General features: G+C 70.9%; 21 protein-coding genes and 1 tRNA gene. 12 read left to right on the top strand and 10 right to left on the bottom strand.

What is annotated here, in order from left to right:
- Nucleotides 1-16: 16 nt before the first annotated feature.
- Complete coding sequence (locus IW248_RS19390) at nt 17-868, bottom strand: MurR/RpiR family transcriptional regulator (RefSeq protein WP_124820611.1); 852 nt, start codon at nt 866-868, stop codon at nt 17-19.
- Nucleotides 869-1,016: 148 nt separating this feature from the next.
- Here IW248_RS19390 and IW248_RS19385 point away from each other — a divergent pair, with 148 nt between their 5' ends.
- From IW248_RS19385 to IW248_RS19375, 3 genes are all read left to right on the top strand, one after another.
- Nucleotides 1,017-2,993: a trypsin-like peptidase domain-containing protein gene (locus IW248_RS19385; protein WP_196928122.1), complete on the top strand. Its 1,977-nt coding sequence runs from the start codon at nt 1,017-1,019 to the stop codon at nt 2,991-2,993.
- Nucleotides 2,994-3,495: 502 nt separating this feature from the next.
- A complete protein-coding gene (locus IW248_RS19380; RefSeq protein WP_196928121.1) occupies nt 3,496-4,449 on the top strand; it encodes a glycosyltransferase family 2 protein in 954 nt (317 codons plus the stop codon).
- Nucleotides 4,450-4,685: 236 nt separating this feature from the next.
- Nucleotides 4,686-6,143, top strand: coding sequence for a sugar transferase (locus IW248_RS19375; protein ID WP_196930270.1), 1,458 nt, complete (start codon nt 4,686-4,688; stop codon nt 6,141-6,143).
- 119 nt (nt 6,144-6,262) lie between these two features.
- Here the strand turns inward: IW248_RS19375 and IW248_RS19370 are convergent, their stop codons facing one another.
- Nucleotides 6,263-7,342, bottom strand: a complete 1,080-nt coding sequence (locus IW248_RS19370; RefSeq protein WP_196928120.1) for an LCP family protein — start codon at nt 7,340-7,342, stop codon at nt 6,263-6,265.
- A 140-nt stretch (nt 7,343-7,482) separates the two neighbouring features.
- On the opposite strand from IW248_RS19370, the gene IW248_RS19365 reads away from it, so the two are divergent.
- The 3 genes from IW248_RS19365 (at nt 7,483) to IW248_RS19355 (ending at nt 10,240) form a co-directional block, all read left to right on the top strand.
- Complete coding sequence (locus IW248_RS19365) at nt 7,483-8,316, top strand: class I SAM-dependent methyltransferase (RefSeq protein WP_196928119.1); 834 nt, start codon at nt 7,483-7,485, stop codon at nt 8,314-8,316.
- Nucleotides 8,317-8,320: 4 nt separating this feature from the next.
- On the top strand, nt 8,321-9,139 hold the full coding sequence (locus IW248_RS19360) for an MOSC domain-containing protein (protein ID WP_196928118.1): 819 nt from the start codon (nt 8,321-8,323) through the stop codon (nt 9,137-9,139).
- A 111-nt stretch (nt 9,140-9,250) separates the two neighbouring features.
- Nucleotides 9,251-10,240: an expansin EXLX1 family cellulose-binding protein gene (locus tag IW248_RS19355; protein WP_196928117.1), complete on the top strand. Its 990-nt coding sequence runs from the start codon at nt 9,251-9,253 to the stop codon at nt 10,238-10,240.
- A 4-nt stretch (nt 10,241-10,244) separates the two neighbouring features.
- Here the strand turns inward: IW248_RS19355 and IW248_RS19350 are convergent, their stop codons facing one another.
- The 4 genes from IW248_RS19350 to bcp all read right to left on the bottom strand — a co-directional run bounded on the left by IW248_RS19350 (nt 10,245) and on the right by bcp (nt 12,048).
- Nucleotides 10,245-10,772 carry a GNAT family N-acetyltransferase gene (locus IW248_RS19350; RefSeq protein WP_196928116.1) on the bottom strand — a complete coding sequence of 176 codons (528 nt, stop codon included), beginning with the start codon at nt 10,770-10,772 and terminating at the stop codon, nt 10,245-10,247.
- A gap of 108 nt (nt 10,773-10,880) precedes the next feature.
- A tRNA-Leu gene (locus tag IW248_RS19345) sits at nt 10,881-10,954 on the bottom strand.
- On the bottom strand, nt 10,945-11,541 hold the full coding sequence (locus IW248_RS19340; RefSeq protein ID WP_196928115.1) for an HNH endonuclease signature motif containing protein: 597 nt from the start codon (nt 11,539-11,541) through the stop codon (nt 10,945-10,947). Before IW248_RS19340 ends, IW248_RS19345 begins: the two co-directional genes overlap by 10 nt.
- 30 nt (nt 11,542-11,571) lie before the next feature.
- Nucleotides 11,572-12,048 carry a thioredoxin-dependent thiol peroxidase gene (gene bcp, locus IW248_RS19335; protein ID WP_196928114.1) on the bottom strand — a complete coding sequence of 159 codons (477 nt, stop codon included), beginning with the start codon at nt 12,046-12,048 and terminating at the stop codon, nt 11,572-11,574.
- A 197-nt stretch (nt 12,049-12,245) separates the two neighbouring features.
- On the opposite strand from bcp, the gene IW248_RS19330 reads away from it, so the two are divergent.
- From IW248_RS19330 to IW248_RS19315, 4 genes are read left to right on the top strand one after another with little or no spacing between them, the layout of a single operon-like run.
- Complete coding sequence (locus IW248_RS19330; protein WP_124820602.1) at nt 12,246-12,962, top strand: energy-coupling factor ABC transporter permease; 717 nt, start codon at nt 12,246-12,248, stop codon at nt 12,960-12,962.
- Complete coding sequence (locus tag IW248_RS19325) at nt 12,959-13,387, top strand: PDGLE domain-containing protein (RefSeq protein ID WP_196928113.1); 429 nt, start codon at nt 12,959-12,961, stop codon at nt 13,385-13,387. Before IW248_RS19330 ends, IW248_RS19325 begins: the two co-directional genes overlap by 4 nt.
- Nucleotides 13,388-13,401: 14 nt before the next feature.
- Nucleotides 13,402-14,172, top strand: coding sequence for a cobalt ECF transporter T component CbiQ (gene cbiQ, locus IW248_RS19320; RefSeq protein ID WP_196928112.1), 771 nt, complete (start codon nt 13,402-13,404; stop codon nt 14,170-14,172).
- Nucleotides 14,169-14,927, top strand: a complete 759-nt coding sequence (locus IW248_RS19315) for an energy-coupling factor ABC transporter ATP-binding protein (protein WP_124820599.1) — start codon at nt 14,169-14,171, stop codon at nt 14,925-14,927. Before cbiQ ends, IW248_RS19315 begins: the two co-directional genes overlap by 4 nt.
- Nucleotides 14,928-15,044: 117 nt before the next feature.
- On the opposite strand, the gene IW248_RS19310 is transcribed toward IW248_RS19315, so the two are convergent.
- The 4 genes from IW248_RS19310 to IW248_RS19295 are packed head-to-tail and all read right to left on the bottom strand — an operon-like array spanning nt 15,045 to nt 17,984.
- Nucleotides 15,045-16,130: a hypothetical protein gene (locus IW248_RS19310; RefSeq protein WP_196928111.1), complete on the bottom strand. Its 1,086-nt coding sequence runs from the start codon at nt 16,128-16,130 to the stop codon at nt 15,045-15,047.
- Complete coding sequence (locus IW248_RS19305) at nt 16,127-16,843, bottom strand: DsbA family protein (protein ID WP_196928110.1); 717 nt, start codon at nt 16,841-16,843, stop codon at nt 16,127-16,129. The genes IW248_RS19310 and IW248_RS19305 overlap by 4 nt, the downstream gene beginning before the upstream one ends.
- Nucleotides 16,836-17,360 (bottom strand): MauE/DoxX family redox-associated membrane protein, encoded by a 525-nt coding sequence (locus IW248_RS19300; RefSeq protein ID WP_196928109.1) that lies wholly within the window; start codon nt 17,358-17,360, stop codon nt 16,836-16,838. Before IW248_RS19300 ends, IW248_RS19305 begins: the two co-directional genes overlap by 8 nt.
- A gap of 33 nt (nt 17,361-17,393) precedes the next feature.
- Nucleotides 17,394-17,984, bottom strand: a complete 591-nt coding sequence (locus IW248_RS19295) for a sigma-70 family RNA polymerase sigma factor (RefSeq protein ID WP_124817545.1) — start codon at nt 17,982-17,984, stop codon at nt 17,394-17,396.
- 172 nt (nt 17,985-18,156) lie between these two features.
- On the opposite strand from IW248_RS19295, the gene IW248_RS19290 reads away from it, so the two are divergent.
- Together IW248_RS19290 and IW248_RS19285 are read left to right on the top strand one after the other, a co-directional pair.
- Entirely contained in the window at nt 18,157-19,824 is a 1,668-nt protein-coding gene (locus IW248_RS19290; protein WP_196928108.1) for a copper resistance CopC/CopD family protein, read from the top strand.
- Nucleotides 19,825-19,841: 17 nt separating this feature from the next.
- A complete protein-coding gene (locus IW248_RS19285) occupies nt 19,842-20,576 on the top strand; it encodes a YcnI family copper-binding membrane protein (protein WP_196928107.1) in 735 nt (244 codons plus the stop codon).
- Nucleotides 20,577-20,725 lie beyond the last annotated feature (149 nt).

Raw genomic sequence — 20,725 nt, 5'->3', positions numbered from 1 at the left:
TCTGGTTCTCCTCCGGTCAACCGAGGAACAACTGTCGGCGGGCCGCGGAGGCTTCGAACGCCTCCAGTCGGCGCTGGGTGTCGGCCGGCGCGGCATCGCAGATCGCCTGCAACAGCACCATGGCCAGGGTCATCGGGGCGGTGTGCAGGTCGAAGACGAGCTGCGCGCCGACGGCGGCGGCGAGCACCACGTGGGCGTGTTCGGTGGCCGGGCTGACCGGCGAGTCGGTGATCGCCACCACTGTCAACCCGGCGTCGCGGGCGTCGCGCAGCGCGTCCAGGGTCTCCCGCGGGTAGCGGGGCAGCACGAAGGCGAGAACGGCCGACGCCCCGGCCTCGGCGGCCTGCTCCAAACGGTCGGTGAGCAGGCTGCCGCCGTCGTCGAGGACCCGTACGTCCGGGTGCACCTTGGCGGCGAAGTAGGCGAAGTACGCGGCCAGCGGCGCGGCGGCGCGCAGGCCGAGCACCGGCAGTGGGCGACTCTCGGCGAGTATTCGCCCGGTCTCGGCGATCCGGTCCCGGTCGGCGAGCTGACCGGCCAGTCGGTCCAGGTTGCCCATTTCGGCGCGTACCGCCTGCTGGAGTTCGTTGCCGGCGTCCGTCGATCCGCCCGGCGTCGCGGTGGTCAGGTCGCGCAGGCGGCGGCGCAGCGCCGGGTAGCCGTCGTGGCCGAGCGCGACGGCGAACCGGGTGACCGACGGTTGGCTGACCCCGGCCAGCTCGGCGACCTCGGCGGCGGACAGGTAGGCCACGGTGGGGGCGTGCTGCACCAGACAGTGCGCGATCCGGCGCTGGGTCGGGGTGAGCCGCACCCCGTCGAACAGGTCGAGGACCTGCTCGACCGACGCCCCGACAGCTCCTTCATTCACGCGATGACTCTATGCATGAAAACTTTCAGAGGGCAACCGTTCGCGTCGAGCCACCCGATCCGCGGAGCGGTCGGTTGGTCGACCGGCGGGCGACCAGGCGAGCGTCCCCTCTGTAGGATCCGCACGGCGGTCGAGCAGAGGAGTGCGCATGCAGTCGGTTGGCCCGTACCGGTTCACCCACATGTTGGGCACCTGCCCCGTGGGCAAAGCCTGGGCCGCCATCGATGAGCAGGGCCGGTTCGCGACCGTCGCCGTGCTGAACGCCGTGGCGGCGAACACACCCGGCTGGCGGGAAGCCTTCGCTGGAACTGCCAACGCCATGTCGCAACGGCCGGACGGCCAGGCATTCACGTACGCCGACTTCTACGCCGACGAGCCGTGGGCGGCCTACCCCGCTGAGGCGGGCCCGGGTGCCGAGAAGTTGTTCCGCGCGCTGGGGCAGGAATATCACCCGGTGCCGACCGAGCAGGCTGGCTCGCCGAAGCAGGGCGACTCCCCGGAGCCGGTCAGCGGGGTGCCGCGTCAGCCGTCCGGGCCTCCACAGTCGGTGTCCGGCCCGCCGCATCCGGTCTCCGCGCCGCCACAGCCCGTCTCCGGTGCGCCACAGCCCGTTTCTGGTGCGCCGCAGCCAACCTCCGGAGCGCCGATCGCGCCATGGGCGTTGCATTCCGGCGCGCTGCCCACCGTGCCGCCCGCCCCGATGCCGCCGCCCGCCGACGACGCACCCCAGTCACCCGCACCGGTGTCCGCCGCTCCGGCGGATCCACCGCCGTACGATCCGTTCCGCGCCCCGGTCCGGCGGATCAAGCCGTCGGAGCCGCCGCCGCGGCGTACCGGGCTCTGGGTAGGGCTCGCCGCGGTTGTGCTGGTGGTGGCCGTGGCGAGCGGCGTGGGCATCTGGGCGATCGCCGGCAACGAGCAGCCCGATCCGTACGTTCCGCCGACCGGCGCCTCCACCACGGGGTCCTCCACCGTCGCTCCGATCGAGCCGGCGTTGAAGCCGTGGGCGCAGGCCTCCCTGTACAGCCCGGAGGAGAAGGCCCTCGCCGTCGCCGCGCCGTCGCTGGTCTTCGTCGAAGCCGTCTTCACCGGGTACGTCCGGGACGCCAGGACGAACGCCCTGGTGCACCCCCAGCCCGTATCGTTCATCCGTCGGTGCAGTGGTTTCCTGCTGACTCCGGACGGCCACGCCGTCACCAACGGATCCTGCGTCAAGCCCGCCGAGGGGCACGCCCGGTGGCTCGCCGTCGACGCATTGGCCAGGATGCTCGTGCAGGGAAAGCAACTTCCCGCCGCGCAGATCTCCTCGTATATCGCGGCCAACCTTCCGAAGGTTCGCTTCACGGGCGTCGAGCCGGGTACCGAGCCGACGAGTGCGGTCTACGGTCAGCTCAACAGGGCCAAGGGAAACGCGGTGGAGGAGCCGGCCATCAAGGCCGAGGTCGTCCGGAGCCTGCCCGAAGACAGCGGCAACACCGCGCTGATCAAGCTCGCCCGGGGCAACCTGCCCGCGGTGGAGCTCAATCCGTCGGCGAGCCTCGCAGAGGGTTCCCCGGTGCGCATCCTCGCCTATGCGACCTCCGACGTCGTCTTTCGTAACGCCGCGTACCGGCCCCAGTCGACGATGGTGACGATCACCGGAACGAGTCAGCGCGGGCCGGTCTCTATCTACCTCGTCAACGAGGACCTGGGGCCCGCCTCGCACGGGGGTGTCGCCCTCGATTCCGCCGGCCGGGTCGCTGGCCTCATCTACCAGGACCAGGCGGCGCCAGACCGCGCGAACCGAGCGATCCTGCCGGCGTCGACGATCAGCGCGCTGCTGGGCGAGGCCGGTGTCGCGAACACGCTCGGCGACGCCGACAAGGTTTACCGCAGCGGGCTGGACGCGTACTTCCGCGGTGACTCGTCCAGTGCCATCACGCAGCTCCAGAAGGCGGCAGCCGCGACGCCCGACAACCTGCTCGCGCAGGCGTACCGGCAGAACGCCACCGAGCGGCAGCGGTTGGAGGACGCGTCGCGGCAGCAGTCCAGCACCCTCGTACTCGTGTTGGTCGGATGCGCCGGCGTGTTGCTCGTCGCCCTCGTGATCCTCGCCGTGCTGCTCATCCGTCGGCGCGACCGGTGACCATTGGTCACCAATTTCGCGGATCGGACACATCGGAATATAGAACGCTAAGTTTCCCCGTTGGTGATTGCCCTCATTGGTCATTCACCCACAACAAACAATCCGTACCGGGGGAAAGAGTAGATGTTCGGATGAGCCGATTCACCGGAGGGTGCTACTCGGCTTGCCGGCTTCGACGGAGTGTTCACCCTGTGTCAATCCAGGCGTTGGCCAGCGAATCCGCTTGCTGAGTCAGCGTTTTCGATCGACATCGAGGGCGCCGCCAGGTGATGGTGCCCCGGTGCGGCGATCGCTATACTCCGTCTTGTTGCGCGATGGATCTTCATTGTCGTCGATCGAGGGAACGGTCCTGCGAACGCGTCGCTGAAAATCGCTGCGAATGGTGGCTTTTCATGGGGGTGGCGAAGGTGGGCGTGTTGAATCGTCGTGTCACGTGGACCGACGGAGACGGTCTCTTGGAGGGCCTGGGCAGTTCTGGCGGGCTATGCGGCGGCTTCCGTCCGTGACGAACCACCCCGCATACTCGCTTCCCTCCCTGCGGCATGACTCCGCTGGCAACACCTTCTCGTCCGAACAGGACACCAAGCCGCCGATGATCGACGGGCCGACGGTGCCGGCGATGCCGGCTGTCGACGCCGCGACGCTCCCGACGATGCGGGCGGTGGAGCAGGTGACCCCCGCATTCTCGGTGTGCATCGCCGTCCGGGACCGGCCGGAGCTCCTGGTCAAGTCCATCCGGAGTGTGTTCGCCGGCACTTTCAGCGACTTCGAGCTCATCGTTGTCGATGACGGCTCGGCGGTTGCCGTACGGGACGGGCTGGCCGCCGCGGGCCTGCTCTCCGACCGTCGGATCCGTGTCGTCCGCCAGGACCCGACGGGGATCAGCGCGGCGCGCAACGCCGCCCTGCGCGTCGCCCGCGGCAGAGTGGTCACCGTGCTCGACTCGGACGACGAGCTGGCACCCGACGGCCTGGCCAGGCTGCACGAGTTCCTCGCTCAGACGGGCGCACGTTGGGTCTACACCGACTACGAGGAGATCGTCGGCGATTCGACGAAGGTGATCAGGCTCCCCTCGTTCCCCGATGCCCGTCGGATGCTCTGGTCGGTGCTGACCCGACCCCGGCTGCCCTTCAAGCACTCCGGCATGACCATCGACCGCCTGTTGCTGCTTGAACTCGGCGGGTACGACGAGCAGATGTCGATCAAGGTGGATGTCGAGCTGGTGCTGCGCGCCCTCAGCAACGGGGTGCACCTGCAACGACTCGACGATCCGATCGTTCGATTCCACCGGCACAGTGGCAGCATCAGCCGGCGGCGCATCGCCGGCCTCATCGCCTGGCGCAAGATGATCAAGAGGTACGTCCGCCCACGTGTTCCGGGCCTCGCGCTGTGCATCGTGACGGTGCGTGCGGTGAGTGAGATCGGCAAATGGGCGGTCACCGCCGCCGGTCGGTGATCCACCGTCGGCGAGTCGCAGCGGAGCGGCTGACCAGGCCATAGCAGGAGCACCCGAACCGCCACTAGGCAGGACGCCTTTCCGACGCATAGGGTGCACGTCGCGATCTCCCGACGGGGGCGACATGGGAAAGGAAGGTCGTGTCCGCACATACCGAGTTCCTCGCGGTTGTCACGTCACAGCAGCGGCCGAGTTTCGACCCCGACCTGGGGGTGATCACGCCCCCCTCCAACGGCATGGCCCGGTCGGTGTTCGCACGTCCGGTCGCACCTCGGGCCAACTGGCGGCGCCACTACGTGGCCTGGCTGGTCCTGCTCGACATACTCGCGGCCCTGGCCGCCAGCCGAACCGTCGTCAGCCTGCTGGCCGACGCCGACGCAGGTTTCTGGGACCAGCGTGTGCTCGGGAACGTCAGCTCCTTCAGCCTCGCGGCCTTTGTCGGCGTCCCGGTGGGCTGGCTGATCATGCTCGTCGCCGCCGGAGCGTACGACCAGCGTGCGCTCGGGTTGGGCACCGAAGAACTCAAGCGGGTCGCCCGGGCCAGCCTCGCGATGGCCGCCGTGGTCTCGTTCCTGGCGCTCGGCTTCAAGAAGGACCTGTCCCGGGCGACGGTCGCCGCCATCATCATCTGCCTGCTGCTCTACACGCTGGTGGTTCGGTTCGCCGCCCGTGTGGTGCTGCGGCGGATCCGGCGTACCGGCCAGGCATCGCAGAAGGTGCTGCTGGTCGGCCGTCTCGCTGACGCGCTCGCGGTGCACGAGGTGGTGACCCGTAACTACGGGGCCGGGCTGCACCCGGTCGCCATCCACCTGCCACACCACCCCCGCCCAGGCGAGCGGGTGAACGCCCCGGTGCCGGTGTACGTGGGCTGGGATCTGGTGCCGCTGGTCCAGCAACTCGGCGCGGACACCATCGCGGTCTGCGGCCCGGCCAGCCTGGAGTCGTACGAGCTTCGCAAGCTCGCCTGGCAGTTGGAGGGCACCGGCCTGAACCTGGTGGTGGTCCCCCAGGTCACCGACGTCACCGGCCCCCGCATCCACGTCCGGCCCATCGAGGGCCTTCCCCTGCTCAATGTGGACGAGCCGACCATCTCCGGTCTCTCGCTGTTGGCCAAGAGCGTCCTGGACCGGGCGACCGCGCTGGTCGGGTTGGTGCTGCTGAGCCCGGTGCTGCTCGCCATCGCCCTGGCCATCAAGTTCAACGACCCCGGGCCGGTCATGTTCCGGCAGACCCGGATCGGCCACGAGGGTCGCGCGTTCAAGGTCTGGAAGTTCCGGACGATGTACACCGACGCCGAGCAGCGGCTGGCAGCGCTGCAGCACCGGAACGAGAGCGACGGCCTGCTCTTCAAGATGAAGGACGACCCCCGGGTCACCCCGATCGGCCGGCACCTGCGGGCGCTCTCACTGGACGAACTGCCCCAGCTGATCAACGTGCTGCGCGGGCAGATGTCGCTGGTCGGCCCGCGTCCGCTGCCCACTGAGGACGACGACTACCGCGGTGACGTCCGTCGGCGGCTGCTGGTGCGGCCGGGCATCACCGGCCTGTGGCAGATCTCCGGCCGCTCCGACCTCACCTGGGACGACGCGGTCCGACTGGACCTGCACTACGTGGACAACTGGTCGCTGGTGTACGACCTCGCCATCCTCTGGAAGACGGCCAGCGTGGTGCTGGCCCGGCGCGGGGCGTACTGACCGACCCGATCCACTGGTGGTCCCCGGCAGGGCCACCTACCTACAACGACGGGCGGCGGCCGTGAGGCCGCCGCCCGTCTGGTGTTTCGACTGCCGGCGGTTCCCGCGCCGGCCCCAGGTCACTTCTTGCCGAGGCTGACGATCTCGCCGACGGAGTCCCGACGGACCGCGTCGTAGAACGTCTTGGCTCGGGCGTTGTCGGCCAACACCACGCTCTCCGAGCCGATCCGGCCGGTGCCCTTGGTGGGGCTGGTCACGAAGGTCATGTTCCCGCCGCGAACGCCGCGCATCTGGTTCGCCATGTCGAACAGCGACAGCTCCTTGTCCACCGAGACCGAGTTCGAGGTGGCCTTGAGGAAACTGTTCAACTTGCCGGGGTTGGTGAGGATGCCCCCCGAGGAGGCCTTGTCGATGATGGCGCGGATCACCTGCTGCTGGTGGCGGATCCGGGCGAAGTCACCGTCGGCGAACTGCTTGCGCTGGCGGGAGTAGTCCAGAGCCGCCTCGCCGTCCATCCGCTGCACGCCCTGGTGGAATTTGCGGAACGGCTCGTGGATCGAGGTGAAGCTCTTCTCCGAGTTGATGTCGATGCCATCCAGCGCGTCGATGATCTCCTTGAAGCCGGCAAAGTCGATCAGCGTCACGTGGTCCACCCGGACACCCGTGAACTTCTCCACCGTCTGCACCATCAGGGGCACCCCACCCCAGGCGTACGCGGCGTTCACCTTGGCGTCCCGGCCACCGTTGTTGCCGTCCTTCGACTTCGGCACCGAAACCCAGGTGTCACGGGGGATCGAGATCAGCTGGGCGCTCTTCCGGTCCTTCGGCAGGTGGGCCAGGATGATCGTGTCGGTACGCGAGCCGCCCGTCTTCTCCGGGTCGCGTGAGTCGCTGCCCAAAATCATGATGTTCATGGCACCGTCGACGCCCGCCTGTGGGCGGGACTCCTCGGGCACGCCGTCGAAGGCGTCGACCCGCTCGATACCCGACTCGACCGATCGCAGGTAGAGACCGCCGGCCACCATGCCGCCGCCGCCCAGTACCAGCACGATCAGCAGGCTGAACAGGGCGATCCGGCGCCAGCGGCGGCGGCGCGGTGGCGCGGCGTCCGGCGACGGTTCCTCGGTCGGTTGAGGCCCGCCGGCGGCGCCGTAACTCGGTTCCGTCCAGTGCTCCGCTGTTTGTTCACGACGTGGCATGGGCGCGATGCTACTGAACGTGCTTTCCTGCCGCGTACCCTCGTCCGGCCACCATCGCGCGACGCGGGTTCCGAATCGGGCGGCGGACCATCCGTGACTTCTCTCTCCCGGTGTCCCCGCAGAGGTGGTATGAACCTTCCGTGGACGCCACCCCGCTGCGCCGAGCCATCGCCCGTAGCCCGCTCGCGCCCGTCGCCGCGTTCCCCAAGCGGCTCGCCCGGATCGCCCGCCACGACGCCAAGGTGCTGCGCGTCTCAGCGCGGTGGCTGGTCACCTCCCGAGAACATCACAACTACACGTACGAACTGACCAAGCTCAGTCGTCACCACCTGACCTGGTTCGTCAGCATCGTCTGCGACCTCCCGGTCAAGCAGGTCCGTGGCTACGTCGCCGAAATCGAGTCCGACGACGTGCTGCGGCAACACATCGAGCAGGCCACCGCCACAGCGGCCCGCCGTGGTCTCGCCGACAAGAAGGTCCACTACGCCCGACGCGTCGGTTGGTACGCCATCGTCCGGGCCACCCACCCCGCGCACGTGGTGGAGACCGGCGTCGACAAGGGGTTGGGCACCTGCGTTCTGGCGTCCGCCCTGCTGCGCAACGCTCAGGAGGGGCACCCGGGCCGGGTCACCTCGCTGGACATCAACCCCGAGGCCGGCTACCTCGCCCAGGTCGCGCCCTGGTCGGAGGTCGTCGACCTGGTGATCGGCGACTCGATCGCCTCGATCGGCGCACTGGATCGCCCGGTCGACCTGTTCCTGCACGACAGCGACCACAGTCGCGCCCACGAGAAGCGCGAGTTCGACGCCGTGGAGCCCAAGCTCGCCCCCGGCGCGATCCTGCTCACCGACAACGTCACAAGCACCAACGTGCTCGCCGAGCACGCCGAACGCACCGGCCGACGGTTCCTCGCCTATCGGGAGAGCCCGGCAAATCACTGGTACCCGGGCGACGGGATCGGCGTGGCATGGTAGCCGGGTGCGGCTGACCTCGATTCACACGTACCCCGTCAAGGGTTGTCACCGGCTCGACCACGACGGCGCGTTCGTGCATCCCTGGGGTCTGGCCGGCGACCGGCGCTGGATGGTCGTCGACGCCGACGGCGTCGGCGTCACCCAACGGGACACGACCCGGCTGGTCGGGCTGCGCGCCTCGGTGCGCCCGGGAGGTCTGTCGCTGCGCGCCGACGGGCAGCCCGACCTCGACGTGCCGGAGCCGGCCGGCGGCGAACCGGTCGCGGTGCGTACCTTCCGCAACCGGACCTTCCCGGTCCCCGCGCTGCCGGCCGGTCAGGCGGCCGACGACTGGCTCGGCGCCCTGCTCGGCCGACCGGTCCGGCTGGTCTGGCTGGCCCAGCCGACCCGTCACCTGGTCGCCGGGGTCCGCGACCACGACACCGGCGACCAGGTCAGTTTCGCCGACACCTACCCGCTGCTGCTGGTGAACGCCGCCTCCCTCGACGTCCTCAACGACTGGCTGGCCGAGGTGGGGGAGGAGCCGGTGCCGATGAGCCGGTTCCGACCGAACCTGGTGGTCGGCGGCGCGCCGGCCTGGGCCGAGGACGACTGGGTCGGTCGGCCGCTGCGCATCGGCGACCTGTCGTTCCGGGCCGCCGGGCCGTGCAACCGCTGCGTGGTGACCACCACCGACCAGGAGACCGGGGTACGCACGAAGGAGCCGCTGCGCACCCTCGGGCGGCACCGCAACGTCGACCAGAAGCTCCTCTTCGGACTGCACCTGGTGCCGCTCGACAGTGGACCCTTGGCCGTTGGCGCCCCGATCGTCATCGACCCCTGATCGGGTCGCCGACCGGCAATCGGCACCCCACGATCACTGTCCGTCGATGCTGTCTTAGCTTTGGCTTAGCCCGCTTGTCGGTACGCGCCCCGGTCCGGCAGCATCGCCGTCGTGACGGACGAAGGCGCTGTCGACATCAACATCGACCTGGACCATCCTCCAGAGGACCGGCCCGCGCCGTCGTCCGGCGCGAAGCCCTGGCTGGTCGCCACCGGCGTCACAGTCCTCGCGGCGGCGCTCGGGCTCACCCTCACCCTGCGCTCCGGCTCCACCCCGGCCTGCGCCGCGGGCCGGACGCTCGCCGCCGCGCCACCCACCGGCAACGCCACGCACAGCGGCAAGGCGACCTTCTACGACTCCAAGGGTGCCGGCGGCAACTGCTCGAACCCGGCTGCCCCGGCCAACCGGCTCTACGTCGCGCTCGGACCGGCGGAATACTCCGCCGGTGCCGCCTGCGGCGGATTCCTCGACGTCGTCGGCCCGAAGGGCACCGTCCGGGTGCTCATCATGGACCAGTGCCCGGAGTGCGAGCCCGGCCACCTCGACCTGTCCCGCGAGGCGTTCGCCCGGATCGCCGACCCGGTCCAGGGCCTCGTTCCGGTCACCTACCGCGCGGTGGTCAACCCGCCGCTGCCCGGACCGCTCACCTTCCGGATCAAGGAGGGCGCGTCGCAGTGGTGGTTCGCCGTCCGCGTCGGCAACCACGGCAACCCGCTGCGGTCCGTCGAGGTCCGGCAGGGGGACAGCGGCCCCTGGCAGTCGGCCGCCCGGCAGGACTACAACTACTGGTTGATCGCCTCCGGCGCCGGGCCGGGCCCGTTCAACCTGCGAATCAGCGACGTGTACGGCAACCGGGTCACCGCCGGCGGCATTCGGATGGCGCCCGGCCAGGTGCAGAACAGCACGACCCGGATGTACGCACCCGGTGCCGGGGCGGCCACCCGACGCCCGTCCGCGTCGACCCGACCGCCGAACACCCGACCGGCCGTCACTCCGACACCGGCTCGTCGCCCGGTCGAGGTGGCGAAGGCGAGCGCGCCGGCCACCGACGCGCCGACCACCAGCTCGGCCCGCGCGAACGCCCGGTGGTGCGAGGGCTGACCGCTCAGTCGGCCACCGTCAGATCGAGCCACATCAGGATCTCGTCCCGGTCGTCGTCGGCGGCCACCCGCAGCGCGCCCGGCAGTCGGCCGATCTCCCGATACCCGAGGCGACCGTAGAACTTGTCCAGCCCCAGCCCGTCGCGCACCGTGATGTGCAGCGCCTCGTGGCCGAACACCCTGCCCAGCCGGGCGGCCTCCACCATCAGCGCCGAGCCGTAGCCGGCGCCCTGGGTGTCCGGGTGGACCATCACCCGCTTCAACACACACCAGTGCGCCTTGAGCGGGAAACGGTTGTCACTGAAGATCAACATAGCCGCCAGTCGACCCCCGGAGTAACCGACCAGCAGCCGGTCCGGTCCGTCGACGATGCCGGCGAATGTCGGGCCGGCGATGACGTGCACCTCGGCGGCGTTGACCGGTGGCACGAAGCCGACGGCGCCGCCTGCGTTGCTGACGTCCACCCAGAGGTCGACGATCTCGGCACGTAGCCGCGGGGTCAGATCGGGGTCGAGGACGAAGCGCAGACTCACGCTCGCCATCCTGACCCGACGACCAGGCCCACGACCCGCGACAGTGACGCGCCCGACACTCAGTCCTGGCTCTGACCGAGCCAGGATCCGTCGTCACTAAAGGCGATGTGGGGCCGACGGGATTCGAACCCGCACTGGTGCGGACCTAAACCGCATGCCTCCTGCCGTTGGGCTACGGCCCCTTGAAGCTGAACTCCACAAGCGTCCACGGCCAGTCCTGCCGACTCGGCAGTCGCCTGCCTATCGGGAAGCCGGTCGGAGTAACCGCATCAGGATCGTAGACCACCTCGGGCTCGACGAGTGCAGGCCGTCGCTGACCAGCGTATGTGGAGGTCTGGCTGTGGCAATTGGGGCAAAGCAGGCGGAGGTTGCGTGGCCGGTTGTCGAGAAAATCGCCATTGATGTGGTCCACGTGCAGCGTCAGTCTGGCGCCTTGCCACGTTGACCCGGTGCCGCACACCTCGCAGGTCTCGGGGAGGCCGATTGTCGCCAAGGCGCGTTTGAGGCGGATCCCTGGAATTCGGCGAGAGTCGGCCGGCAGCACTACCAGCAGTTCTGTAGGGGACATCCGCCGCCAACGCACGCCTCGATTGTGTGCCTGACCGGTGAAGTGCGACGTGTCGATGCCGAACCGCTTGAGCTGCCGGCTGATGTGCGCGTGCGAGCCACCGCTGACGCGTACGCCGAGCAACCGCATCACCTCGGTGATGTTGCGGGCGACGGCGGCAGCGGCGGCCAGCGCTTCGGGCGTGTACTTGTATCGGACCACTGACGGACCGTAGCGAACCGGTACGACAGGTCAGTCCAGGCCGAGGTCGCGGCGGAGCTTGGCGACGTGCCCGGTGGCCTTGACGTTGTAGAGCGCCCGCTCGATCTTGCCGTCGGCGTCGATCACGAACGTCGAGCGGATCACGCCGGTGACGGTCTTGCCGTACAGCTGCTTCTCGCCGTACGCGCCGTACGCGATCAACACCGCCTTGTCCGGGTCCGACACCAGCGGGAAGGTGATCGCGTCGCGCTCTCGGAACTTCGCCAGCTTCTCCGGCTTGTCGGGGGAGATGCCGACGACCTCGTAGCCGGCGGCCTGGAGTGAGGCGAGCGAGTCGCGGAAGTCGCAGGCCTGCTTGGTGCAGCCGGGGGTCATCGCGGCCGGGTAGGCGTACAGGACGACCTTGCGGCCGCGCAGGTCGGCGAGGGAGAGCTGGTCGCCGGTGTCGGTGCCGAGGGTGAACTCGGGCGCGGGGTCACCGGGGGAGAGGCGGTCGGGCGCGGTCATGGCCCGACCCTACCGCCGAGCCGGGGGGTGCCGCCGCCGCCGGGACGCGTCGGCGTGTGGGTGGGCGGGTGGATGGTGGACCCTGACCTGGAGTGATCAAGGCCATGCGTTGTTGCCAGAGTCTGGCAACAACGATGCTTGGGAAATAGGCTGACCCACGCTGGCCCGGTCGGGCCCGCTGACGCGTGGGAGGTCGCGTGGAGACACTGGCGATGCACATCTCGAACGGGATCATCGACGGTCCCGTGGCAGCGATCTTCGCTGCGCTCGCTCTTGCCGCGCTCACCGCCTGCGTTCTACGCGGCCGGCGCGACCTGGACGACCGGCTGGCCCCGATGGCCGGCCTGGTGGCGGCGTTCATCTTCGCCGTCCAGATGCTCAACTTCCCGATCTTCACGGCCGGTGTCAGTGGTCACCTGCTCGGTGGCGCGCTCGCCGCCATGCTGGTCGGCCCCTGGGTCGGAGCGCTCTGCGTGGCCGTGGTGCTTGTCGTGCAGGCACTGATCTTCGGTGACGGCGGCGTGGCGATGCTCGGCCTCAACATCACCAACATGGCGTTGCTCGGCACCGCGGCGGCGTACGCGCTGATCGCGCTGCTGTTGCGGGTGCTGCCCCGCACGCGGGCCGGACTGGCCGTGACCGCGTTCGTCGCCGCGACGCTCAGCGTGGTGGTGGCGTCGCAGGGCTTCGTCCTGGAGTACTGGCTGGGTGGCACCACCGACCTGGGCAGCAACCTGGGTGGCCTGGCCGGCACGATGGCCGGCGTCCACCTGCTGATCGGCATCGGCGAGGGTCTGATCACCGCGACCACGGTGCTCACCGTCGCGAAGGTGCGCCCCGACCTGGTGTACGCGCTGCGGTCCCTGCGCACGCCCACCGCCCCCGCCGTTCCGGTCGCCGGAGGTGTCCGATGAAGAACCGATCCTGGGCCTTCCTGGCCGGCGGCCTGCTGGTCGCCCTGCTGCTCGCCGGTGTGGTGAGCAACTACGCCTCGTCGCACCCGGACGGGCTGGACTCGTCCCTGCTCAAGGGCTGCACCGTCGACGCCGACGACAACATCGTCGGGGGGAGTTGCCCGGCGCAGCAGGCCCGCGACCACGAGTTGGCCGACAGCCCGCTCGCCGACTACGGCGTACGGGGCGTACGCAACAGCTTCGTCTCCACCGGCCTCTCCGGGGTGCTCGGGGTGCTGGTCACCTTCGCGATCGGGGCCGGCGGGTTCTGGCTGCTGCGCCGTCGAGGCGGCACGCCGACCGACGATGACGCGACGACGCCCGCCGAGAGCGCCACGCCCGCCGAGGGTGACGCTGCGGCGTCGCGCGCCGGCACGGCCAGCTGAGCAGGGGTACGCGAATGGGAGCCGGTCACGGGCACGTGCTGTACCGCGAGTCGGACTCGCCGGTGCACCGGCTCCCGCCCGAGGTCAAGATCGTTGCGATGGTGGTCTTCACCCTCGCCGTGGTGGCCACCCCACGCGAGGCGTTCTGGGCCTTCGGCGCGTACGCCGTGCTGGTGGCGGCGGTGGCGGCGCTGGCCCGGGTGGGACCACGGTGGTTGCTCAGCCGAGCGTTGATCGAGCTGCCGTTCGTGCTGTTCGCCGTCGCCCTGCCGTTCCTCGGCACCGGCGACCGGGTCGAGGTGCTGGGCCTGCGCCTGTCCGAGGACGGGCTGCACGGTGCGTGGAACATCCTGGCCAAGGGCACGCTGGGGGTGCTCGCCTCGTTGCTGCTCGCCGCGACCACCACCACCCGGGACCTGATCGTGGGGCTGGACCGGCTGCACTGCCCGCAGGTGCTCACCCAGATCGCCACGTTCATGCTGCGCTACCTGGACGTGCTGGTCGGCGAGGCGCGGCGGATGCGGGTGGCCCGGATCTCTCGGGGTGACGACCCGCGCTTCCTGTGGCAGCTGCGCGGCTTCGCCGCCGGGATCGGGGCGTTGTTCCTGCGCGCCTTCGAGCGCGGCGAGCGGGTCTATCTGGCGATGCTGTCCCGGGGTTACACCGGGCGGATGCCCGCCGTGTGGCAGGGCGAGGGTGCGGCGAGCGCCGGTCAGTGGCTGGTCGCCGCGACAGTGCCGGTGTTGGCGGCCTCGATCGCCGCCACCGCCGTCGTGCTGTCATGATCGGTGTCGTGCAGACCGCTGTCTCGCTGGACGTTCGGGGTGTTCGTTACGCGTACCCGGACGGGCACGTCGCCCTGCAGGGGGTCGACCTGAACGTGCCGCGTGGCGACCGGGTGGCGCTGCTGGGGCCCAACGGCGCCGGCAAGACCACGCTGGTGCTGCACCTCAACGGCATCCTCACCCCGGTCGAGGGGAGCGTGAGCGTCGGCGGGCTGACGGTCACGCCGGATCGGGCCACCCTGGCCGAGGTGCGCCGCCGGGTGGGCATCGTCTTTCAGGACCCGGACGACCAGTTGTTCCTGCCCACGGTTGCGGAGGACGTGGCGTTCGGGCCGGCGAACCTGGGTCTGCGCGGGGCCGAGCTGGCCGCCCGGGTGGACGAGGCGCTCGCCGCGGTGGGGATGAGCGAGCACCGGGACCGGACCCCGCAGCACCTGTCGTTCGGGCAGCGCCGCCGGGTGGCGGTGGCCACCGTGCTCGCCATGCACCCGGAGATCCTGGTGCTCGACGAGCCGTCGTCGAACCTGGACCCGGCGGCCCGTCGTGAGCTCGCCGAGATCCTGCGCGGCCTGCCGGTGACCTTGCTGATGGTCACGCACGACCTGCCGTACGCGGCGGAGCTGTGCGAGCGTTCGGTGATCCTGGACAACGGCCGGATCGTCGCCGACGCCCCGACCCGCACTCTGCTGAGCGATGCCCCCCTGCTGGCAAAACACCGCCTGGAACTCCCCTACGGCTTCACCCCGAACCCCTGACCCCCCACCTCACCCCCGCGATCTTGCAGTTTCTGTCCCCGCCTTTGCGGGGAAAAGCCGCATATCACCAACACAAAGTGCAAGATCGCCGCAGGACAGGGGTGCGGGGTGCGGGGGTCAGGGGGTTGGGGTTGGTATTCGGGCGGTGGTGCGGGAGGTGGCGTGTAGGCGCAGGACACCGGCGGCTGTCGCGCCGGCGCCGCTGATCAGGAAGAGCGCCACCAGCACGCGGGCGGTCGTGGGCGACCAGGGCACCGGGGCGATGGAGCGGGCGAACACGGCGGCGTTCGCCGCTCCGGAGAAGAGTGCCAGGCAGCTCCCGGCCAGCGCGACCACGAAGTCGGCGGCCGGGCGGCGGCTCAGCGCGTACCAACCGGCGGCGATCGCGCCGAGGCCGGTGAGCAGGGACCAGATCTGCCCGGACAGCAGCCCGACCAGCACCCCACCCACGCCCTGGGCGCCGGCGTCCAGTTCTCGCCCCACCGGGTACCCGACGGCCAGCGCGCCGCCGACGATCAGCAACACGCCCAGCGCGGACAGCGCGCGGGCGCCGGCCGGGGCAGAGGCGGCGAGCAGGCCGAGCGCGCCCACCGCGAGCAGCCCCACGATGGTCACCGCCCACCAGGTGTACGCGTCCGGCGGTGGCACCCAGTCCAGCGTGCCGCCGATCACCACCGGGTCGGTGCCGTCGCGCAGCGGGATGGTCCAGTCCCGGACGCGGTGCTCGCGGCCCGGCGCGGCGCGTACCGCGGCCGGCGGTGCCGACTCCTGCCACAGCGCGCGTTGGTCGTGCCACCGCGCGGTGGTGCCGTCGGCGATCCGCCGCCAGGACGGTGCGGCGGCCGGGTCGGCCTCGGCCGGGAGCGCGGTGTCCCCGGTGATGGTGCGGTTCAGGTACGTGGCGGGGGAGTGGCTGTTCTCGAAGACCCCGTCCGGGCCGACGCGCAGGTACGGCTCGCCGGAGTAGCCGATGACCTCGATGGCGCGGCCGGTGCTGTTGGTCAGCTCCAGTCGGGCGCCGGCCTCGACGACGCGTACCTCGAGCCCTGGCCGCGCCGGTGCGACCCCGGTGGTGCGGGTGCGGTAGTCGGTGCCGTCCGGTGCGTCGGCGCCGTGCGCGGCGGCGGGCGCAGCGCTGATCACGGTCACCAGGCCGGTTGCGGCGGCGACCAGGCCGGCGCGCCCCAGCAGGGTACGGATCACTTGCCGGCCGCCGCCACGGCTGCGGTGAGAGCGTCCGGGGTGGGGTTCTCGAGGGGCTGGCCGTTGATCTTGACGGTCGGCGTGCCGGTGACGTTGCTCCGGCTGGCGTCGTCGGTGACGTGCTCGGTCCACGTCCGGTACGTGTCGTCCTTCACGCAGCTGCCGAAGGAGCCCCGGTCGAGGCCGACGCCGGTGCCGATGTCGATGAGCTTGTCGTCGGTGAGCCCGGCGCTGCCCTCCGGCGGCTGCTGGGCGAAGAGCTCCTTGGCGTATTCGTGGTACTTGCCGCCCGCCGCGGCGCAGCCGGAGGCGGCCGAGGAGCGGGTGGAGTACTCGGTGGTGGAGAAACGGTTCAGGAACGCGACCGGGTGGTAGACCACAGTCGCCTTGTTCTCGGCCACCAACTGTTCGAGGGTCGACCCGCTGGTCTGCTCGAACTGCCTGCAGGCCGGGCAGAGGAAGTCTTCGTAGACGTCGACGGTGACCGGGCCGCCGCCGGTGACGATGCCGGTGCCGGCCGCGTTGGCGCCGGGTGGCGTGGTGAAGTCGTCGGAGCGCTGGCTGGACCAGACGGCCCAGCCGACGACACCGGCGATGAGCAGGACGACGACAGCGGCGGCGGAGACCCAGATCGTGCGGCGGCGGCGCCGCTCACGGGCCAACTGCTCGCGGACCACCCGGGCTGCGTCCCGCTGCCCCTTGCGACTACTCATCCTCGTCCTCCACAACGGGTTCGCCGGACAACCACCCGTCCACCGATACCGGCGTACGCGGCCAGATCAGCAGAAAACCGGCCAGAATCAAGAATCCCAGGTCCCGGAGGATCTCCGGGAGGTAACTGGGTGCCTGCCCCGCGGCCAGCTGCCCGCCGCTGCCGAAGCAGCCGCAGTCGATGGCCAGCCCACGCGCCCAGGCCGAGGCGATCCCCGCGATGAAGACCACCAGCAGCGCGGCGGAGACCCCGGCGACGAGCCGGCTGGCCAGCCCGAGTAGCAGCAGCACCCCCAACGCCAGCTCGACGAAGGGCAGGGCCGCGCCGATCACTGTCGCCACGTCGTACGGCAGCACCTGGTACGCGTTGACAGCCCGCCCGGAGGCGGCGAGATCGCTGACCTTCGACGCGCCGGCAACCAGCCAGACGGCGGCGAGGCCGAGTCGGGCCGCGATGCCGAGCCAGGGGCGGATCACTGGCCAACGGCCGCCTCGGGCGGAAGGTGCTGTCACGCTCATTTGTCGTCCCGTCCGCGCCGGAAGTTCCCGCGTTCAGCCGGTCAGGGCGTCGCCGACCGCCTCGACCAGGTCGTCACGGGCTCTTGCGACCCGGGAGCGGATGGTGCCCACCGGCACCCCTTCGACGGCGGCGGCCTCGGCGTACGACAGGCCGAGCAGTTGGGTGAGCACGAACGCGGAGCGCCGCTCGGGGCCGAGGCGGCGGACCAGGTCGGCGGCGCCGAGCTGGCCGGCCGGGTCCGGGTGCGGGTGGTCGGTGTACGCGTTCGCCGCCAGGCGCTCGTCGAGCCGCCGACGCCGGATGACGGTGCGCAGGTGGTCGGCGCAGGCCCGCCGGGCGATGCCGAGCAGCCAGGTGCGGGCGCTGGAGCGACCCTCGAACGCGGGCAGGGCCCGAAACGCCCGCAGGTAGGTCTCCTGGGTCAGGTCGTCGGCGCTGTCCGGGTCGACCAGGGCGGCGGCGAACCGCCAGACCTCGGCCTGGGTCAGCCGGACGAACGCCGCCTGGGCGGTGGTGTCGCCGTCGCGGGCGGTCAGCGCCCACTCGGTTGCCGGGTCCCGGGCGACCTGGTCGACAGGTGCGGCCGGACCGGCGGCACCGGGGTCACGCGGGACAGGGATCACGACACACCAGGTTACGCGGCAGCCGGCGGCGCGTCAGGGTCGTTCGGCTCTTGGATGGTCTGCGCCACGTCGGGAACTTTTCCGCGCCCCGTGCCGACTACCAGTTCATGACGTGCGACCACCGACGCGCCCACCCCCCTCGGCTCGCCGAAAGGGACACCTATCGGCGACCATGTCCGGCATGACTGTCGCCCCCCGCCGTTGGGCTGCCCGGCTGGCCGCAGCCGCCGGCCTCCTGGTCACCGTCGTCGCCTTGTTGATCGCGCCAGCCACCTCCGCCAGCGCCCACGCGGTGCTGGAGAGCAGCAGTCCGGCCGCCGCGTCGATCGTGCCGAGCGGGCCGTCCGAGGTGGTCCTCACGTTCAGCGAGTCGGTCCGTAAGGTGCCCGACAAGATCCGGGTCATCGCGCCGGACGGGTCCCGGGCCGACCGGGGCGAACCGTCGTTCAGCGGCGGGGTCGTGACCATCCCGGTGGATCCGGCCGGCGCCCGCGGCACCTACCTGGTCAGCTTCCGGGTGATCTCCGCCGACAGCCACCCGGTCTCCGGGGCGTTCACCTACTCGGTCGGCGCGCCGTCGACCCCACCCGTCGACTCCGGCACGGACAGCCGCGCCAACCCGGTGGTGGAGACGGCGGTGAAGGTGGCCCGTTTCCTCGGCTACGCCGGCCTGGTGCTGCTGGTGGGGCCGGCGCTGGTGCTGGCTGCGCTCTGGCCACGACGGCTCTCCCGGCGGGGGCCGACCCGGCTGGCCTGGATCGGCCTCGGTCTGGTGGCCTTCGCCACCCTCGCGGACCTGTGGTTGCAGGTGCCCTACACCGCTGGTGGTGGTCTCTTCGACGTCACCGGTGAGGGGTTCGGCAGTGTCTTCGGCAGCGCCTTCGGTGCCGCCCACCTGGTCCGGCTCGGCCTGCTGGCGGCGTCCGTCTTCCTGCTCCGCCCGCTGCTGGCCCGGCCCGCCGGCCGGGCGGACGCGATCATCCTGGCCGTGCTCGGCGGTGCGGCCCTGCTGACCTGGCCGCTGGCCGGGCACCCGGCGGCCTCCCCGGCGCCAGCGGTCTCGGTGGTGGTCGACGCGGTCCACCTGGGCAGCATGGCGGTCTGGCTGGGCGGCCTGCTCATGCTCGCCGTCTTCCTGCTGCGGCAGGCCGACGAGCGGGAGTTGGGCGCGATCCTGCCGATCTGGTCGCGCTGGGCGGCGCTCGCCGTCTCGGCGTTGCTGCTGGCCGGCACCGTCCAGGCGTTGATCGAGGTGGCCACCCCGCAGGCGCTCTTCGACACCACCTACGGGCGCCTGCTGCTCGCCAAGATCGGCCTGTTCGCGCTGGTCATCGGCGTGGCGGCGTACTCCCGGCAGTTGGTGCGTAGCCGGGTCGCGGCGCAACGCCCGGCGCCGGTGCGTCGGGCGGTCCTGGTGGAGTTGGCCGTCACGGTGGTCGTGCTGGCCGTGTCCGCCACGCTCGTGCAGACCACGCCCGCCCGCACCGCCGCGGCCGGCCCGTCCGCCGGGGCCGAATCCGGCCTCTTCAGCACCAGGCTGTCCAGCCCACTGCTGTCCGTGGAGGTCGAGGTGAGCCCGGCCGAGCGGGGCAACAACTCGGTGCACCTGTACGCGTACGACAAGGACAACAAACCACTGCTGGTCGCGGAGTGGAAGGCCACCGCCGCGCTGCCCTCGGCGGGGATCGAGCCGATCGAGGTGCCCTTGCTGCGGTTGACGGACAGTCACGCCTACGGCGACATCAGCCTGCCGACCGCCGGCGAGTGGCAACTGAAGATCACCGCCCGCACTACCGACATCGACCAGGCCACGGTGACCGCCACCGTGCCCATCCGTTAGAGAGGCTCGCGAAACCCATGACCCGATTCCGGCGTACCGCAACCGCCGCTGCCGCCCTGGCGTTCACCGCCGCCGCCACCGCTGTGCTCGGCTTCGCCGGACCGGCGTCCGCGCACGTCACGGTGAACCCGAAGGAGGCGACGCAGGGCGGCTACGCCCGTGTGGCGTTCCGGGTGCCCAACGAGAGCGACACCGCCTCCACCACCAAGCTGGAGGTGGTGCTGCCGGAGAACGCCCCGGTCGGCTCGGTGTCGACGATGCCGGTGCCCGGCTGGACGGTCACCGCGGAGAAGCGCAAGGTGGACCCGCCGATCGAGGTGCACGGCAGTCAGCTCACCGAAGCGGTTTCCAAGATCACCTGGACGGCCACCGGCGACGCGGCGGTGAAGCCGGGTCAGTTCCAGGAGTTCCCCGTCTCGCTGGGGCCGCTGCCGCAGGTCGAATCGATGGTCTTCAAGACCCTGCAGACCTACTCGGACGGCAACATCTCGCGCTGGATCGACGAGCCGGCGCCGGGTGCCGAGGAGCCGGAGCACCCGGCTCCGGTCCTCACCCTGGCCGCCGCCGCGGCGCCGGCCGGATCGCCCGCGCCGAGCGCCGCCGTCGCGTCGCCCGACGACGATGATGACGACGACGGCAACGGGCTCGCGGTCGGCCTCGGTGTGGCCGGTCTCGTCGCCGGTCTGGCCGGCCTGGTGCTGGGCGGGCTGGCGTTCGCGCGTACCCGCCGGGAGCCGGTCGTCAAGGCCTGACCCCCGTCCCACCCGCTGGCCCGCCGGATCATCCGGCGGGCCAGCGCGCTTTCCGGAGTCGGTACCGGCCGTGCCGTGGATATCCCCTGATCAGACGGTGTACGTCGGTAAGGTCGGCCGGGTGTTTTGCTACGGAGGGGGACGGTGCG

The organism is Micromonospora ureilytica (assembly GCF_015751765.1).
GTDB lineage: Bacteria > Actinomycetota > Actinomycetes > Mycobacteriales > Micromonosporaceae > Micromonospora > Micromonospora ureilytica.
The sequence above is the reverse complement of the archived record's forward strand: the minus strand, read 5'-3'. Positions and strand labels throughout refer to the sequence as shown.

Bases quoted from the DNA above. Each gene is read 5' to 3' on its own strand.
- IW248_RS19385 (WP_196928122.1), top strand. From the start codon at position 1,017: ATGCAGTCGGTTGGCCCGTACCGGTTCACCCACATGTTGGGCACCTGC.
- IW248_RS19375 (WP_196930270.1), top strand. From the start codon at position 4,686: ATGGCCCGGTCGGTGTTCGCACGTCCGGTCGCACCTCGGGCCAACTGG.
- IW248_RS19370 (WP_196928120.1), bottom strand. From the start codon at position 7,342: ATGCCACGTCGTGAACAAACAGCGGAGCACTGGACGGAACCGAGTTAC.
- bcp (WP_196928114.1), bottom strand. From the start codon at position 12,048: ATGACCGCGCCCGACCGCCTCTCCCCCGGTGACCCCGCGCCCGAGTTC.
- IW248_RS19325 (WP_196928113.1), top strand. From the start codon at position 12,959: ATGAAGAACCGATCCTGGGCCTTCCTGGCCGGCGGCCTGCTGGTCGCC.
- cbiQ (WP_196928112.1), top strand. From the start codon at position 13,402: ATGGGAGCCGGTCACGGGCACGTGCTGTACCGCGAGTCGGACTCGCCG.
- IW248_RS19315 (WP_124820599.1), top strand. From the start codon at position 14,169: ATGATCGGTGTCGTGCAGACCGCTGTCTCGCTGGACGTTCGGGGTGTT.
- IW248_RS19305 (WP_196928110.1), bottom strand. From the start codon at position 16,843: ATGAGTAGTCGCAAGGGGCAGCGGGACGCAGCCCGGGTGGTCCGCGAG.
- IW248_RS19300 (WP_196928109.1), bottom strand. From the start codon at position 17,360: ATGAGCGTGACAGCACCTTCCGCCCGAGGCGGCCGTTGGCCAGTGATC.
- IW248_RS19290 (WP_196928108.1), top strand. From the start codon at position 18,157: ATGTCCGGCATGACTGTCGCCCCCCGCCGTTGGGCTGCCCGGCTGGCC.
- IW248_RS19285 (WP_196928107.1), top strand. From the start codon at position 19,842: ATGACCCGATTCCGGCGTACCGCAACCGCCGCTGCCGCCCTGGCGTTC.